This is a genomic window from Bacillus sp. FSL M7-0003, from assembly GCF_038628485.1.
Lineage (GTDB): Bacteria > Bacillota > Bacilli > Bacillales > Bacillaceae > Bacillus > Bacillus safensis.
This window is the reverse complement of sequence record NZ_CP152024.1, coordinates 2616019-2633253: the sequence shown is the minus strand read 5'-3', so window position 1 is coordinate 2633253 and position 17235 is coordinate 2616019. Positions and strand designations below refer to the sequence as shown.

Annotated in this window: 15 protein-coding genes; 6 read left to right on the top strand and 9 right to left on the bottom strand. The window is 41.5% G+C overall.

What is annotated here, in order from left to right:
• Positions 1–37: 37 nt before the first annotated feature.
• The 6 genes from MHI23_RS13475 to MHI23_RS13450 all read left to right on the top strand — a co-directional run bounded on the left by MHI23_RS13475 (position 38) and on the right by MHI23_RS13450 (position 6861).
• Positions 38–1180 carry a cysteine desulfurase family protein gene (locus MHI23_RS13475; protein WP_208945931.1) on the top strand — a complete coding sequence of 381 codons (1143 nt, stop codon included), beginning with the start codon at positions 38–40 and terminating at the stop codon, positions 1178–1180.
• 4 nt (positions 1181–1184) lie between these two features.
• On the top strand, positions 1185–2390 hold the full coding sequence (gene thiI / locus MHI23_RS13470; protein WP_342492010.1) for a tRNA uracil 4-sulfurtransferase ThiI: 1206 nt from the start codon (positions 1185–1187) through the stop codon (positions 2388–2390).
• A gap of 89 nt (positions 2391–2479) precedes the next feature.
• Positions 2480–2692, top strand: a complete 213-nt coding sequence (locus MHI23_RS13465) for an alpha/beta-type small acid-soluble spore protein (RefSeq protein WP_024424829.1) — start codon at positions 2480–2482, stop codon at positions 2690–2692.
• A gap of 226 nt (positions 2693–2918) precedes the next feature.
• The gene (locus tag MHI23_RS13460; RefSeq protein WP_342492009.1) at positions 2919–4499 is read left to right on the top strand and encodes an acyl--CoA ligase; all 1581 of its coding nucleotides are present in this window, start codon (positions 2919–2921) and stop codon (positions 4497–4499) included.
• A 132-nt stretch (positions 4500–4631) separates the two neighbouring features.
• On the top strand, positions 4632–5246 hold the full coding sequence (locus MHI23_RS13455) for a LysE/ArgO family amino acid transporter (RefSeq protein WP_034624225.1): 615 nt from the start codon (positions 4632–4634) through the stop codon (positions 5244–5246).
• 262 nt (positions 5247–5508) lie between these two features.
• Positions 5509–6861 (top strand): amidohydrolase family protein, encoded by a 1353-nt coding sequence (locus tag MHI23_RS13450; protein WP_342492008.1) that lies wholly within the window; start codon positions 5509–5511, stop codon positions 6859–6861.
• A 38-nt stretch (positions 6862–6899) separates the two neighbouring features.
• Here MHI23_RS13450 and MHI23_RS13445 read toward each other — a convergent pair whose 3' ends face one another.
• The 9 genes from MHI23_RS13445 to MHI23_RS13405 all read right to left on the bottom strand — a co-directional run bounded on the left by MHI23_RS13445 (position 6900) and on the right by MHI23_RS13405 (position 17152).
• Positions 6900–8837 (bottom strand): ABC transporter permease, encoded by a 1938-nt coding sequence (locus MHI23_RS13445; protein ID WP_342492007.1) that lies wholly within the window; start codon positions 8835–8837, stop codon positions 6900–6902.
• Positions 8827–9588 carry an ABC transporter ATP-binding protein gene (locus tag MHI23_RS13440; RefSeq protein WP_024426158.1) on the bottom strand — a complete coding sequence of 254 codons (762 nt, stop codon included), beginning with the start codon at positions 9586–9588 and terminating at the stop codon, positions 8827–8829. Before MHI23_RS13440 ends, MHI23_RS13445 begins: the two co-directional genes overlap by 11 nt.
• A gap of 105 nt (positions 9589–9693) precedes the next feature.
• Positions 9694–10698 (bottom strand): sensor histidine kinase, encoded by a 1005-nt coding sequence (locus tag MHI23_RS13435; RefSeq protein WP_125587160.1) that lies wholly within the window; start codon positions 10696–10698, stop codon positions 9694–9696.
• On the bottom strand, positions 10698–11387 hold the full coding sequence (locus tag MHI23_RS13430; RefSeq protein ID WP_025092270.1) for a response regulator transcription factor: 690 nt from the start codon (positions 11385–11387) through the stop codon (positions 10698–10700). The genes MHI23_RS13435 and MHI23_RS13430 overlap by 1 nt, the downstream gene beginning before the upstream one ends.
• Positions 11388–11496: 109 nt before the next feature.
• Positions 11497–12417 carry an iron-hydroxamate ABC transporter substrate-binding protein gene (locus MHI23_RS13425; protein ID WP_024424819.1) on the bottom strand — a complete coding sequence of 307 codons (921 nt, stop codon included), beginning with the start codon at positions 12415–12417 and terminating at the stop codon, positions 11497–11499.
• Positions 12418–12614: 197 nt separating this feature from the next.
• The gene (locus tag MHI23_RS13420; RefSeq protein WP_024424818.1) at positions 12615–13214 is read right to left on the bottom strand and encodes a response regulator transcription factor; all 600 of its coding nucleotides are present in this window, start codon (positions 13212–13214) and stop codon (positions 12615–12617) included.
• Positions 13211–14347, bottom strand: a complete 1137-nt coding sequence (locus MHI23_RS13415; RefSeq protein ID WP_024424817.1) for a sensor histidine kinase — start codon at positions 14345–14347, stop codon at positions 13211–13213. The genes MHI23_RS13420 and MHI23_RS13415 overlap by 4 nt, the downstream gene beginning before the upstream one ends.
• A 118-nt stretch (positions 14348–14465) precedes the next feature.
• Entirely contained in the window at positions 14466–15521 is a 1056-nt protein-coding gene (locus tag MHI23_RS13410) for a fatty acid desaturase (protein ID WP_034624211.1), read from the bottom strand.
• Positions 15522–15709: 188 nt separating this feature from the next.
• A complete protein-coding gene (locus MHI23_RS13405) occupies positions 15710–17152 on the bottom strand; it encodes a DEAD/DEAH box helicase (protein ID WP_327831376.1) in 1443 nt (480 codons plus the stop codon).
• Positions 17153–17235: the final 83 nt, after the last annotated feature.

Genomic DNA, 17235 nt, shown 5'->3' with positions numbered 1-17235 from the left:
CATATTAGTTAAACGCAAGAGGATAAGGAGTTTCGCAATGATGTATCTTGATAATAGTGCAACCACAAAACCGTACCCTGAGGTTTTACAAGTATATCAGCAAGTGAGTGAACGTTATTTTGGAAATCCATCTTCGCTTCATCAGCTCGGGATAGATGCAAGCCGGCTGTTAAATGAAACGAGAAAACAAATGCTTCACTACACGGGCTTGAAACAATATGAGATTATTTTTACGTCTGGTGCAACAGAAGCGAATAACATCGCCATTAAAGGAGCAGCACTTGCCAAAATGAACCGGGGCAAGCATATTGTGACCACAGAAATAGAGCATCCTTCTGTTATTGAATCGTTTGAACAGCTGAAGGCGTTATTTGGCTTTGACATCTCCTATATTCAAGTAAATGAGCATGGCCATGCAGATATGACTCATTTAAAAGAAGTGCTTCGCCCTGATACAGTGCTTGTCAGCATGATGCACGTCAATAACGAAACCGGTGCTATCCAGCCGATTGAAGAAGCTGCTGGTATCATTCGTGAGCATGCCGAAAACGCACTTTTTCATGTCGACGGGGTGCAGGGAATGTGCAAGGTCGCACTCAATAAACAGCTGGATGTAGACCTTTTGACGATGTCAGGCCATAAAATTCATGGATTAAAAGGCACAGGAGCACTCTTTTTAAAGAAAGATGTCACTCTCGCCCCTTTCATTACTGGGGGAGAGCAGGAATTAGGACTTCGTTCAGGTACTGAAAACCCTGCTGGAGCTGTCAGCTTAGCAAAAGCCATGAAACAATCATTTGAACAGCTTGACAAGTATCATAATGAGATGCTGAACTTAAAAACGCAGCTGCAAAAACAGCTTGGAGAGATAGAAGGTATTGTGATGAATACACCGAGGGCGCAAAGTGCGCCGCACATTGTGAATTTTTCAGTACCGGGTATTCAAATTGAGGTCCTCCTCCATATGCTTGAAAAAGAAGGCATATATGTTTCTACAACCTCTGCCTGTTCAGCCAAGAAAAAAGAGCCAAGCCGTGTACTGCTGGCAATGGGAAAACCAGAGGAAGTAGCCAAAAGCAGTATGAGAATCAGCTTGACGTATGGACAAGGACCAGAGCTAACGCCGCAAATCATCACATCGATCGCACAAAGTGTGAAAAAATTAAAAGGAATGAGATAACAGCATGAAATATGATCATATTTTAGTCCGTTTTGGTGAGATCTCAACAAAAGGGAAGAATAGAAAGAAATTTATTGAAAAACTAAGAAAGCACATTCGGTTCGTCTTAAAGGATTTTGAAGCATTAAAGGTTGCATCTGATAGAGACCACATCACGATTATGCTGAACGGAGAAGACCCTGAACCGATTTCAGAACAGCTCAAAAGTGTATTTGGTATTCAGAGCTTTAGTCTTGCGGTTAAATGCGAGACAAATCTAGATGCGATTAAAGAAGCGGCACTAACAGCAGTACAGGAAGTGTATGAACAAGGAAATACATTTAAAGTCTCAACGAAACGCTCTTATAAACAATTTGAACTTGATTCAAATGAAATGAACCGTGAAATTGGCGGACATGTTCTAAAGAATACGGAAAACTTAACGGTCAATGTGAAACAGCCGGATGTGCATTTACGCATAGAAATCAGAGAGCAAGCAACGTACATTACATTTAAAGATGTCAAAGGTGCAGGCGGCCTGCCGGTTGGTTCTAGCGGAAGAGCGATGCTCATGCTTTCAGGCGGCTTTGACAGCCCAGTTGCCGGCTATCAAGCAATGAAACGCGGAATTGAAATCGAAGCTGTGCATTTCTTTAGCCCGCCGTATACAAGTGAACGTGCCAAACAAAAGGTCATTGATCTTGCAGAATGCCTGGCAGCATATGGAGGCGAAGTGAAGCTTCACATCGTACCTTTTACAAAAATTCAAGAGCTGATCCATAAACAAGTACCTGAAAACTATACAATGACATCAACAAGAAGAATGATGCTGAAAATAGCTGACAAAATAAGAGAAAAGCGCGATGCCCTTGCGATTATTACCGGAGAAAGCCTTGGTCAAGTGGCAAGCCAGACACTTGAAAGCATGTATGCTATTAACCATGTGACCAATACACCAATCATCCGCCCGCTTATTGCTGTCGATAAAAATGACATTATTGATGAAGCGAGACGAATTGGCACATACGATACAAGCATTCAGCCTTTCGAGGATTGCTGTACGATTTTTACGCCGCCGTCTCCTAAAACCAAGCCAAAGCTTGAGAAGGTAGAACGCTACGAAAGCTTTGCTGATTTCGAGCCGATGCTGGACGAGGCAGTAGAGCAAATTGAAACAATTATTGTGACAAATGAAAAGAAAGCGGCAGACGAATTCGCTGATCTATTCTAAAACGAAAATTTCATAATAATTACCATAAAATCAATCGCATGAAGTCATGTGTTTCTACACATTCTATATTCACAAGGAGGTGAGAACACATGGCTCAACAAAACAGACAAAGCAGTTCTAACCAATTACTAGTACCAGGCGCTGCACAAGCTATCGACCAAATGAAGTACGAAATCGCTTCTGAATTTGGTGTAAACCTTGGTGCGGAAACTACATCTCGCGCTAACGGATCAGTTGGTGGAGAAATCACTAAGCGTCTTGTATCTTACGCTCAACAACATATGGGTGGCGGATCTTTCTAAGACACACAATTTAAAAGCTATGGCTTATGAGCGGGATCCTTCCCGCTCTTTTCTTTTTGTACATATAAATAGTTAGAATATTTTTAAAAAAGAAGACGGATTTAAAAAATTATGGCATAATACTAGGAGTAGGTCCTAATTCAAGCATTTTTCAGTTATGAGTGTTAGAATAGGTAAATTGAAACATGTTTCGTTTCATAAGAAAGAGGCTAAAAGGAGCTGTACCATGAAAAGAGAAGACTTAATTGCACCAGAACAATATAACTTAGTCAGTGAGATTGAAGCGTTCAGTCATGACAAGGAGAAAATGGCTCTGCACTGGCAGGACGGCAATGGCCACGAAGCACATGTGACGTATGCAGCATTAGTGGAAGAGGCAAATAAAATTGGACATGTTTTATTAAAAGCAGGCTTCAAAAAAGGCGATAAAATCATTGTGATGGTGCCGCGCATGCTCGAGGCATACAGCATTTATTTAGCAATTTTAAAAACAGGAATGGTCGTGATTCCTTGTTCTGAAATGCTGCGTGCGAAAGATTTAGATTACCGAATTGAACACGCAGAAGCAAAAGGAGCGATCGTCTACTCTTCATTCATTCAATCGTTCGACGGAACCAAAAAACCAAACGATTTTAAAACATTTTCAATCGGTGAAAACGATCATGGCTGGACAAACATTCTAGCGCAAAAGGAAGAGCAATCAAAGGAACTTGAATTGGCAGATACAAAGCGCACAGACATGGCGTTTTTATCCTATACATCAGGTACAACAGGGAACCCTAAAGGGGTTGTTCATACACACGGATGGGCGTATGCACATTTACGCACAGCTGCCAAAGCATGGCTCTCCATTAATGAAGGAGATAAAGTATGGGCGACAGCAGGACCAGGCTGGCAAAAATGGGTGTGGAGCCCCCTCTTATCTGTGTTAGGAAGTGGAGCAGAAGGCTTTGTATATGGAGGGAAATTCAATCCAAATACATACTTAGAGCTGCTTCAAAATAATGAAATCAATGTCCTATGCTGTACACCGACAGAATACCGCTTTATGGCAAAAGTAGATGATTTGAGTCAGTACGAGCTGCCGAAGCTGCATAGTGCTGTTTCTGCGGGAGAGCCGCTGAACCGTGAAGTCATTGATACATTCAAAAAGCATTTCGATATAGAAGTACGAGACGGCTATGGCCAAACTGAAAGCACACTGCTCGTAGGGGTATTAAAAGGAATGGACATCAAGCCAGGCAGTATGGGAAAACCAACCCCTGGCAACGAAGTAGATATCATTGATGAGGATGGAAACGTCTGCGCACCTGGAGAAATTGGTGACATTGCGGTGCATCTTGAAACGCCGGCTTTGTTTAAGGAATACTATAAAGACGAAGAGCGTACAAAAGCGCAGCGCCGCGGCAATTACTTTATTACGGGTGACCGCGCGAAAAAAGACGAAGATGGGTACTTCTGGTTTGAAAGCCGCAGAGATGACATCATTGTCAGCTCAGGCTATACAATTGGACCGTTTGAAGTAGAAGATGCACTGATCAAGCATCCAGCAGTGAAGGAATGTGCAGTTGTGGCGAGCCCAGATGAAATCAGAGGATCAATCGTCAAAGCATATGTCGTCCTTCGTGATGGAACTGATCAAAGTGATGAACTGATCAAAGAGCTGCAAACTCATGTGAAAAACACAACAGCACCGTACAAATACCCAAGAGAAATCGAATTCATTGACGAACTGCCAAAAACTCCGTCAGCGAAAATTCGCCGTGTAGAGCTGAGAGAAAGAGAGCTTGCACGAAAAGGTCAATAATAAAGAAGCGAGAAGCGTTCGGATGGAAGCATCCGGCGCTTTTTTTGTACGGAAAATGAAATTCGTTGAAAGCAAGCAGGGGGCTTTGTGTTAAAATATGTAGGAATTTCTGAAAAAGGAGAATGTTAGTAGATGTCCATTGCGATCATTCATGGAATTGTGCTTGCCTTTGGTCTCATTTTACCTTTGGGCGCACAAAATGTATTTGTATTTCAACAAGGAGCGCTGCAGCCTCGATTATATCGAGCAATGCCTGTCGTCATCACAGCTGCTCTTTGTGACACACTTTTAATTGCTTTAGCTGTCATAGGTGTTTCTGTTGTGGTGTTTACCATTCCTGTGCTGCAAATCGGCCTTTATATCATTGGTTTTTGTTTTTTAGTGTATATGGGATGGTCTGTATGGAACACAAGCTCATCTTCAGGTGACCAAGAGAAGCAGAAATTAATGCCTGCAAGAAAACAAATTGTATTTGCCTGTTCAGTTTCTCTTTTAAATCCCCATGCGATTCTCGATACGATAGGTGTCATTGGTACGAATTCGCTGCAATATAGCGGAGCAGAAAAGCTGGCGTTTACACTTGCCTGTATCATCGTGTCCTGGTTATGGTTTATGGGGCTCGCCCTTTTAGGGAAGATGTTAGGAAAGTTAGATACAAACGGCAAATGGATGAACCGTATCAATAAGGCTTCGGCGGTCATGATCTGGCTGGTAGCGTTATACATTGCGTATCAATTGATTGTGTAAAGGTACATAGAGAATCAAACAAAGAAGCGTTTGGACGTAATGATCCTGCGCTTTTTTATGTTGGAAGTGTAGCAGCCTTACAATATATCGGAATCAAACCTATGAAATTCTTTGAGTTTGGGATGATCGAAAGAACTATTTCAGAAACGTCTGCTCTTCATATATAAGATAAGTCACTTTTCTTCTAATTCGATCCTGTTCTGTTTTAAAATGTCATGGAGGCGGGGGCATTTATCCTCGTCATTTGAAAAGGGGGATATGGATGAAGAAAACATTGTTTAAAGATGCAGCTCTCTTAACACTGGATCCATCTTTAGGTTTTCTTGAAAAGGGAGATTTGTTAATTGAAGGGAAACATATTTTAGAAGTTAGGCCTTCAATTGAAGTAAGTGATGCAGACATCGTTGATGCATCTGATATGGTCATCATGCCAGGTCTTGTAGATACACATCGGCATGTGTGGCAGTCTGTCATCCGGGGCATAGGGACGGATTGGTCTTTGCAGACATATTTGAGCAAAATCTATTATGGCAACTATGGAGCGATGAGACGCCCATCCGACGATCGAATCGCCAATTATTTAGGGGCATTAGAGGCTTTAGATGCAGGTGTGACCACGTTTTTAGACTGGACGATGATCAATTCAATGGACCATACAGAAGAGCTCATTGAAGGATTAAAAGATGCGGGCATACGAGCTGTTTTTGCTTTTGGGTCCTCTGGAGATGCTGAATATTGGGATAGAGAGAGTACGCTCACTAATATGGAGGACGCAGCACGTGTGAAAAAAGCACATTTTCAATCATCAGATCAGCTTTTAACAATGGGACTTGCGATTCGTGGTCCAGAGTTTTCATCATGGGAGACGTCGGTATTTGAAATTGAAACAGCCCGTTCTCTAGATGCTCTATGCAGTATGCACATCGGCTTTGGGAATTGGGGAGCGGAGGATCGATCGATTGAGCGGCTTCACTTAGCAGGGTTACTCGGACCGGATTTGAACATGGTGCATATTAATGCAATTGATGCGGATCAAATGAAGATGCTGGCAGACAGCGGAAGCTCCATATCCATTACCCCTGAAATTGAAATGATGATGGGTCACGGTTATCCTGTCACAGGACTTGCGATTGAACAAGGTGTTCTTCCAACACTCGGTGTAGACGTAGTGACAGCGACAGGAGGAGATTTGTTTGCCCAAATGAAATTCGGACTTCAAGCAGAGCGCGCGATCCAAAATCAATCGTTGTTAATGGATGGGATCATGCCGGGGCCTGAACTTGGGCTGTCTGCTCATCAAATGCTTGAGGCTGCGACGATCAATGGGGCTCGTGCATTACAGCTCGATCATAAAATTGGGTCGCTTACACCTGGGAAAGAAGCTGATTTCATCCTAATCGACCGGACAAGCATGAATCTTCTGCCGATGACAGATCCGGCTGGCGCGGTTGTCCAAACGGCACACCCTTCAAATGTTGATTCTGTTTATGTGGCTGGAAAAGCAGTGAAACGAAACGGAAAGCTTGTTGATGTGAACCTAGAAGAGGTCAAACGAAAAGCTTATGCAGCAAGAGACCATATTTTATCACACAAGTTTGAATCGACACCTTCGTAAATAAAATAACCCCATAGGCGATGCCTATGGGGAATTGTTTACAAGGATTCTTTGATGACCTTTTTATAATATTGGACAGACAGGAATCCGAAGACAGAATAGAGGGCAGTGTAAATCGACATGACGATAAGCATTGGAGTCCACAATTCTCCGCCGAACAAAAACCAGCCTGATTGTACAGCAAAGTAGCTGTGCAGCAATCCGATGATGAGCGGAATCCCAAAGTTAAACAGCTGTTTAAGCCGGATGCCTTTTAATAGATCCTTCTCAGTAAAACCAAGCTTACGCAAGATCGTGTAGGAGCTTTGTTCCTCTTCACTTTCATTCATTTGTTTAAAGTATAAAATACAGCCTGAGGTGACAAGGAAGCTGAGACCTAAAAATCCGACCACAAACATCATTAGTCCTATTGTTTGTTTTTGCTGCTGAGCTGAAGCTAATTGAGACATGCTTTTGTCACTTAGTTTTAAAGATGTAAACACGCGATTTGCTTGTTCAAGATTTTTATTATCTTTTATATTGACTGCGTTATATTGGCTATTCTCAAACTGCAGCTTTGGATCTTTCTGTTTGTCGAGCTGCTCAAAAACATGTTGACTCACGACGGCAACAGGCAGACCGCCAAAAGTGAAGTTGTATGAAATGAGATAATCTTTCTTCATATCCATGACTTTCAAATCAACAGGCTCCTTGATGAGAAGCTTCACATCGCCTGAGCTTTGAATCGGCATGAATTTCTTTAATAGATCACTGTAGCCGCTTAAAATAACTTCGTTGTTCTCTACATGAATATTTGGTGCGTTTTTCTCACTGATCACAGGCAGTGTCAATACGCCTGGATCATTTTTCATATTTTTCAATTCTGAATCCATGATTTTTTTCGCATCAAATTTCGCTTGAATCACTTTGACGTGCTTTTGATCATAAGCAATATGTTTGTCAGAAAGTGCACGAGTGAAGGTTGCTGCTTCTTTTTCTGAGCCCATGACGAAATGAGCTGGAATTTGCTGCTCAGCGGTTTTTTCCGCTGAGTAATAAGAAATGTAGCTAAGAGCCAGCAAACCGATGGCAAGTGCAGATACGGTTGTAATAATCGTTAAAAGCAGTGCATTTGATTTTAGCCGGAACATAATGGATGACAATGATAACACTTCATGAATGGCGAGATAGCCATTTTTTCTTTTACGTACGATATTGGCAATGAAAGAAACAGAGCCTTTGTAAAAAAGAAAGGTACCGATGATGACAGAGGCTAGAATATAAATCATGGCTAAAAGTAACTCAAGCATCGACGTATATGAGCCGGTAAAAAGCTTAGAAGAAATATAATAGCCTGAGCTGATCAAGACAATACCGAAAACCCCAATGATGATTTCAAACACAGAGATCTTTTTCACACGCTGTTCTGTCGAAGATGTTGTTCTAAACAAAGATAAAATCGTCTGTTTTTTAATAAAACGCCTATTTCTCAGCATAATCAATCCATAGATAATGAAAAAGACAATAAGTGTTTGCAGAAGGGCCATGCCTGAAAAATGCAGATTGGCGATGGCGTTCACGCCGGTTACTTTAAATAACACCATCAGCATCAGCTTTGAACCGATAAAGCCGGCAATGATGCCGATAACCATAGCTGTCACGTATAGGATAAAGTTTTCTGCATTGAGCAGCCTGGCAATTTTTTGTTTCGTCATACCGATGAGCTGCAGGAGACCTATTTCTTTTCCTCTGCGTTTAATAAAAATGCTATTCGCATATAGCAGGAAAATACCGACGATCGCAATGAGCAGCACCGAAGCGGCTTTAATTGAAGCGCCGCCTTTAATGGAGCCTTTTACACCATCAAGTGCTGGCGAGTACTGCAAGGTGACAAAGGAAAAATAGAGCGCGACACTAAACACGAGAGCAAACACATATAAATAGTAATTCTTCAAATTTTTCTTCAAGTTACGGAAGATGAGCTGATTAATGTTCATGCTTCACACCGCCTAAGACACCTTGCGTTTTCATAATATCCTCGAAAAACATTTTTCTTTCTAAAGCGCCTTTATTCAACTGTGTATAAATCTGTCCATCCTTGATAAAAATGACGCGGCTTGAATAGCTGGCTGCGACAGGATCATGTGTCACCATCACAATGGTCGCTTTTCGTTTGCGATTGAAATCTTGCAGCTTGTTGAGCAGGTCAGATGCCGATTTGGAATCAAGTGCCCCTGTAGGTTCATCAGCGAAAATAAGACTTGGCTCATGAATGAAGGCACGAACCGCCGATGTCCGCTGCTTTTGTCCGCCAGAGAGTTCATTCGGGTATTTGTCTCTTAGTTCATAAATGCCCATGTCTTCTGCAAGCTGCTGAAAACGTTCAAAAGCTTCTTTTTTTGGCGTTTTGGATATGGATAAAGGCAAAAGAATATTTTCTTTGACTGTGAGTGTATCAAGTAAATTATAATCTTGAAAAACAAAGCCAAGCTGCTTTTTTCTAAATTCCGCAAGCTGCTGATCCTTCATTTGTGTCATCTCAGCATCTGCAATACGAATGGATCCGCTGGACACATGATCGATAGAGGACAATACGTTCAGAAGGGTTGTTTTCCCCGAGCCTGATGGCCCCATGATACTAACAAATTCCCCGGCTTCAATGGTCAAATCAATGCCGCTGAGCACCTCTTGTTTGTTGAATTTATTTCCATAGCTTTTATAAATTTTGCGAGCTTCTAAAATGTTCATTTGCTGAACCCCTTTTTCTTTTAATTGATAACTCTAGTATAAAAAGAAGCCTGCCAAACGTCCTTCGATTTGGCGAACAAAACAGACGAGCATGTGACATTGTTGTCACATGCTCGCAATATGAACAAAATCATTCTTTTTCGGAAAGATGAAGGTGAAAATTGTACCTTGATCTATCGTGGAGTTGACCTCGATCGTCATATGAAGAGCGTCTGCTCCTTTTTTCGTTAAATAGAGCCCCATTCCTGTTGAGGCGGTGTCATTGTGATGTCTAGTTGAGGTAAAGCCTTTTTCAAAAATACGAGAGATGTCTCTTGGATCAATTCCTCTCCCTTGATCTGTGATCTTCAGCATGACTTGGTCATTTATTTGCTTGCTTTCAATGACAATATCGGAAGAATGGCTGTATTTGACTGCATTTGTGAGTACCTGCCTGATCATAAAGGATAACCATTTTATATCACTTAATACGGTGCGTTCCTCCAGCGCCAGCTCAAAGCCGATTCCTTTTTGCATACACCATGATTGGAGCGCTTTGATTTCTTTCGCTATGATGCTTTGCAGGTCCAGCTTTTCAATGAATAAATCATTTTCGATATGACGTACTCTGCTTTGGTGCAGCTGGGCATCAAGTAATAAATGTATTCTGAGCCACTCATACGTCATATTTGATTTCAGCTGCTGATCTGTTAAGCGGTCAATCATTAAGCGCATCGCTGTAAGGGGGGTTTTGACCTCATGTATCCAAGAGAGCAATTCATCTTTTTCTTCTTCGAGAGCGATTTTCTGCTCTGCTGCCATCTGCCGGTAGCGTGCAATTTGCTCTGACGTTGCATCATGGATGAGCTGCTCAAATGGGGAAGAGGGGGTTAGCCGTATTTGATGTTCAATGTCATCATCCCATTCTTTCAACCTCTCATAATAAGCCGTTTCTTTTCGGTATCGGAAAAAGAGGAAGACAATCATAAGAAACGTAGACAATAGCACAATATAAAAAAGAGAAGCGATTGGAATGGTCGTATCCAAATAAGCAACAAACAGAATGAGGAGCTGCAAACTAAGAAAGAAAAGAATCCAGCTTCTTCGTTCTTTTAAAAATGCTTGCAGCATCATTGATCATCCTTTTCCTTTGCAAGATAGCCTTGACCCACTTTTGTCTCAATGAAGGCGCCAAGGGAGATCTCGTCTAGTTTTTTTCTGAGGCGGTTGACGTTTACAGTCAGTGTATTGTCACTGACAAAACGTTCATCCTCCCACAATGCTTGAATGAGTGATTCACGGCTGACGATATGATTTTTATGCTGAATCAATTCCTTGAGAATAAATAACTCATTTTTTGTTAATTCAACCTCACCATGATCATTTGTTACGGTATTTTTTTCTAGGTCAATCGCAGCGCCGCACCATACCTTTAGGCTGGCCGGTTCTGCATTATAATCATGCACGCGGCGAAGAACAGCACTTATTTTGGCAATGAGTACGTCAAAATGGAAGGGCTTTTGCACAAAATCATCGGCACCGAGCTGCATTGACATGACCATATCAGCTGGATGGTCTCTTGAGGAGAGGAAGATGATTGGAACATTTGAATGATGCCGAATCATCCGGCACCAGTGAAAGCCATCGTATTTTGGCAGCTGTATATCTATAATGACGAGATCAGGCTGGACAGACGTGAATTCCTGCAGCACCTGATGGAAATCTTGAATCCCATAGACATCATAGGACCAGTTGACTAGACGTTCTTTGATTTCCTGGAAGAGGGTTGTATCATCTTCAATTAGTAAAATCTTAAACAAAATCAGCACCACACTTTTTGTATTCGCTTGTTGTCATTGTAGCGGAAAAAAGGACCTGCCGCTAGAACCAGACAAGAAAAAAGCAAGGGAAGAGGTCCCTTGCTTCAGCTTATTTACCTAAAAAGTGCTTTTTAAAGAATGATAGTTGGAATTCAAGTGTAAGTGGGTCATTAAAATAGAATTCCTCTGCATTGGCTTCATACACACGATGTTTTTTGACAGCTGGGATGGACTTGTAAATTTCACTGTTTTGATAGGAATTGTCCATTTCGCTGTTTTTACTAATGATCATATAGTCTCCAGCAAATTCAGGAATGACTTCCTGTGAAACTGCGTAGTAGCCGGCTTTTAATGCTTTTTCTTTCACTTTCTCAGGCATTTTCAGTTTCATTGCTTGATAGAGAATTTCTGTTCCGCGGCCCCATGCATCTCCAAAAACGTAAAGATCTTTTGTGCCGCTTTCAAAGACAGAAACTGTTGCATCTTTTCCGATTTTTGCTTTGATTTCTTTTCCAGCTTCAGCTGCGCGTTTTTTGAAATCTTTTACCCAAGCTTTTGCTTCTTTTTCTTTGTTTAAAACTTTTCCAATTTCAATGTGCTGCTGAAGGTAATCAACTTTGTTATACGTAAACAAAACGGTTGGTGCGATTTTTTTGAGTTTTTCTACATTTTTAGTATTGCTTAAGCCAATGATGACATCAGGCTTTAGCTTCATGATTTTCTCTACATTTGCATCAGATACTTCTTCCACATTTTTTAATTTCTTTTGGAAACGCGGATTCTTTTTGGACCAAGAGTCAACGCCGACAAGGTTCACACCAAGTGACATGACATTCCCTGTGTAAGAACCGAGCACAACAACACGTTTTGGATGCGCTGGCAGCTTCACAGGCCCATTTTCAGATTGATATGTAATTTTGTCTGATGATGCTGATTGATTTCCTTTATTTGAGGAAGAGCTGCTGCTATTGCCACATGCGCTCAATGCAAGTACAAAGATGAGCATCAGAGGGAACAATATTTTCTTCATGAATGTAGACTCCTTTGAAATCGGCGCATAAGCCGGATATTGGTTGTATTAGTGATAATGATAATTATTATCACTTGGATATCATATCATAGGACTGTAGGTTGTTGTCAATGACATTTTGATAGCTGGTAATAAAAAATAAAGGGGGGATTTTCAATAAAAAAAGATCAAGGCAGCATGTGTCCTGATCTTTTTTCTTATTTAAACCAGCCTTTTTCTTTTGAGCGTGTAATGGCTTCGATGCGGTTTTTCACTTCCAGCTTATCTAAAATAATGGAAATGTAGTTCCGGACAGTGCCGCTTTTGATGCTGAGTTCTTTTGCAATTTCTTTTGTGTTTTTACCGTCTGCGACGAGTTCAAGGACCGATTTCTCTCGCTCCGTTAAAGGATTTTCATCACTATATAAGTCTTCCATCAATTCAGGGGCATACACCTTTTTCCCTTTCATCACACTGCGAATCGCACTTGCCAGCTCCTCGCTTGGACTGTCTTTCAGCATGTAGCCGCTGACGCCCGCTTTTAGCGCTCTTTGGAAATAACCGGAGCGGGCAAAGGTCGTTAAAATAATGATTTTCACATCTGATCCTTTGAGCTCTTCTGCTGCATCGAGTCCGGATTTTCCCGGCATTTCAATATCCATTAAGCAAATATCAACAGGATGTGTTTTGGCAAAATCGATGGCATCTTGGCCATTTGTACCTTTCCCAACAACCGTCATATCGTCTTCTAAATCGAGAAGTGAACCGAGTGCACCAAGCAGCATTTGCTGATCTTCTGCGATAAAGATGTTGATCATTTCATTCCCTCCTTTTCTTTTGCTGCTGAATCATTTGGAATGCTCATAATGAGCTTTGTCCCGTCCTTTGTTTCAATCCGCAGGCGGCCATTTGCAAATTCCAATCTTTCTCTTATTCCTAAAAGACCGTGACCCTTCGTTTGAGAGGATGGATAGTCGCCTTTAAATGTTCCGTCATCCTCAACGGTGATGATGGCTTCCTTTGACTTTTGGTGAATGGTGATTTTACAAACCGTTGCATCACTATGTTTGACAACATTCGTCACCGCCTCTTTGATACACATGCTCACAATGTTTTCGTTCAGAAGTGAGATGTGTTTCGGTGCTTCCTTTTCATCATAAATCAATTCAATTCCAGCTGCTTCGAGAATTTGCTCGATGTTCGACATTTCATCTTTAATTCGGATGCCTTTCATGGAGGAAACAATCTTCCGCACTTCATTGAGAGACGTTCTGGCGGTCTGCTGGACGCTTTTGAGTTCGGCACGAGCCTGTTCAGGGTCTTTATACACGAGTTTACGGGCAAGATCACTTTTTAAACCGATCAAAGAAAGCTTTTGTCCAAGGGTGTCATGCAGGTCGCGTGCAATGCGCTGCCGTTCTTCAAGCTTCACAAGATCTGCAATCCGTTCATTGGCATATTCTAATTTCTCCTCAAGCCGTTCACGTTCCTTCCTGCTCCGAATGCTGAGAGGAAGAAGAATGGCACTAATCAGAGTGATGACGACAAAAGGAATTTGTGTGAGAAACCAGCCCTTTTTTAAGATCAAACTAAAGTTCACTGCCACGGCGGCGCTCGCCAGATGGATATAGTACAAGATATAAAAGGGAACTTTTCGTTTAATATGTCCGTTAAAATAGGCGATGCAAAAAGCGAAATAAATATAGCTGTAGAGCATCACATAACCAGTTGAAATACCGATCAATAATAGGCCAAAGACATATAATGACCAGCCTTTTGCAACAAAGGCAAAACGATACACAGCGAAAAAGACGACGTTCAAAATAATGCCGATCACAATACCTAAAGTCGAAGGTGTCTTAAGGATAAAATAGAAGGGCAGGATGAAAAAAATGGCCCATATATAGGGGGAAATCCCATGCAATTTTTGAAGTTTAAACTGTTTTTTCATCCGTGTGCCACCTTTTTTCGTTTTTCATTGTTTTTCCTTACTTTATCAAATTCATCCTATTGGTGCATCCTGTAAATGACAACAAGCTCCTTCTCGTGTAAGAAAGAGCCTGCGCCGATTATGCATTTTTCTTGAGAATGTCTCCTTTGATAACAGGAACGTTCATCTTCTTAGCTTGCCGTGCTTCTCTAAACGTCACAAATGCTTTCGTTTCCTCATCCCACAGTCTAAATTTCATCGACTCAAGGCTTGTTTTCAACGTGATGGTCGGGACATTTTGCAGCGGTTCACTTTGGTCATGGGCATGCTCTAAAAGATAGTTCGGTACTCTTGGGCTTAAATGATGGACATGATGGTAGCCAATATTACCTGTTAACCATTGAAGAAGCTTTGGCAATTTGTAAAAGGAGCTTCCTTCAACAGCTGCCTGCACATAGTTCCAATGTTCATCTGCTTCAAAATAAGAGTCCTCAAACGTATGCTGTACATAAAACAACCATACACCGATAGATCCTGAGATCAGGAAGATCGGACCTTGAACAAGCAGGAATTCCTGCCAGCCAAAAAGAAGACATGTTGCGGCTGCTAACGCAATGATGCTCACGTTTGTGAAATACGTGTTCCAACGCTCTTTTTTACGAGCATTTTTGACGTTGAAACGGTTTTTTAAGAGAAAGACAAAGATCGGTCCTAAAATAAACATCACAAAAGGGTTACGATAAAATCTGTAGCGAAATTTCGTCCATGCTGATGCTTCTTGATATTCTTTGACTGTTAGGAGCCAAATGTCGCCAGTACCTCGTTTGTCTAAATTACTGCTTGTGGCATGGTGAATTGAATGATCTCGTTGCCATTGAAGATAAGGGAAAAGGGTGAGTACGCCCGTTAAAAAACCGAACAGGTGATTTAGCGGCTTCTGTTTAAAAAAGGATTGATGGCAGCAGTCGTGAAAAATAATAAAGACACGCACTAAAAAACCAGCTGCAATAACCGCAAAAAAGAGGGTTAAAAGGTAGGAGATATTCAGGCTATAATAGGCAAGAAACCAAAGCCCTAAAAATGGAATGAATGTATTAAAGAGTTGAATGATACTTTTTTTCGAATCAGCACCAGAGAATTGCCCCACTTGTTTTCTTAAAGTAGCTTGCTGCTGTGTGTTTGTTGAAGTCGTCATGAACGTTCAAGTCCTTTCCGTTTCTTTCTACTTCAAAGTATAGAAGGAAAGGTGTCATGCTCATAGTAGCACCCATCATGTATTCAATATGACATTTGTCATGTTTGTCATCAAAAAGGCTGATGGGATACGGTTTTGAGCTTATTTTAATATAAATAAAAAAAGTAAAGGCGCTGGGCCCTCACTTTTTATGAACGTGCTTCATGTACTTTTAACTGCTTGCCTTTAATGGTTGTGTGGCGCATGGCATTCAGCACAAGAGGGCCTTTGCCGTTTAAAATATCTACATATGTTTTTGTGTCTTGGATCGTAATAATCCCAATGTCATCGAATGCAACGCCTTCTATTTTGGCAATGGTCCCAACAAAATCAACAGCCCGCAGCTTCTTTTTCTTTCCGCCGTTAAAATAAAGCTTCATAATATCCTTCTCAACGCCTGCCTGTTTATTTTCCTTTTGAATAGGCGTTTCAATCTTTTCTTCAAAGCTTTCTACATGCTTTTCTGCTTCTTCCTTTGTCGGATAAGGCTGAGTTTGAAAGTCTATGCCGGCATCCTGCTTTAATTCATCAATGAGCGGTTTTGCATTCTTTGTCATAAACGCAATCGTTTTCCCGCTTTTTCCCGCTCTGCCTGTTCTGCCAGTCCGGTGAATATAGCGCTCTTTTTCATAAGGAAGATCATAATGAATGACATGTGTCATATCACTGACATCAATTCCCCGGGCTGCTATATCTGTTGCGATCAGATAACGGAATTCACCTTTTTTAAATTCATCCATCACATCAAAGCGGTCTTCCTGTCTCATACCGCCATGAATTTTGTCACAGGGCACATCCCATTCGTCCAGCTTCAGCGTGAGTTCATTCACCCTGTCTTGTGTATTACAGAAAATAATGCAGCTATCTGGATTTTCAATGACGATCGTACGCTGAAGAAGGGAGAATTTCGATTCTTCTTCCGTTTCAATGACGGTGTGGGTGATTTGCTGTACAGACGTTTCTTCATGTGCAATCTCAATGACTTTTGGTGATTGTAAAAACTGTTCGCTCAATTTCTTCATGTCATCAGACATTGTCGCTGAAAACAGCATCGACATGCGCTTTGGCGGCAGATACTGAATAATAGAAGAGACTTGATCGATAAATCCCATGTTCAGCATCTCATCCGCTTCATCTAACACGAAAAATTTGAGATTTTCTAAAGAAAGGGTGCCTTTCTCAAGGTGATCCAAAATGCGGCCTGGTGTCCCGCACACAATATGGTTTTTCTGTGAAAGCTCTATTTTCTGCGCTTGAAAAGAGGCTTTTCCATAAATGGCTGCGGCTTTGATTCGTTTGAATCGCCCAAGGCTTGTGAGGTCTTGTTTGACCTGCATGGCGAGTTCTCGTGTCGGAACGAGGATGAGGGCTTGAGGTTTATTTTCAGCCCAATCAACCATTTCACAAATCGGCAGACCATAGGCTGCGGTCTTGCCGCTGCCAGTCTGAGATTTGACGATTAAATCCTGCTTTGAAAAAGCAACGGATAATGTCTCGTGCTGAACGGGTGTAGGTGTATGGAAGCGAAGCGCTTCTAACGCTTGTTTCAATTCATCACTTAATGGATATTGATCAAAATGTTGTAATGTCATCGTGTTCTCCTTTTCGTACATTCATACTTGTGACATCATACCATAACCATGGCCGTGAATGAAAAGACATAAAAAAAGCCCCA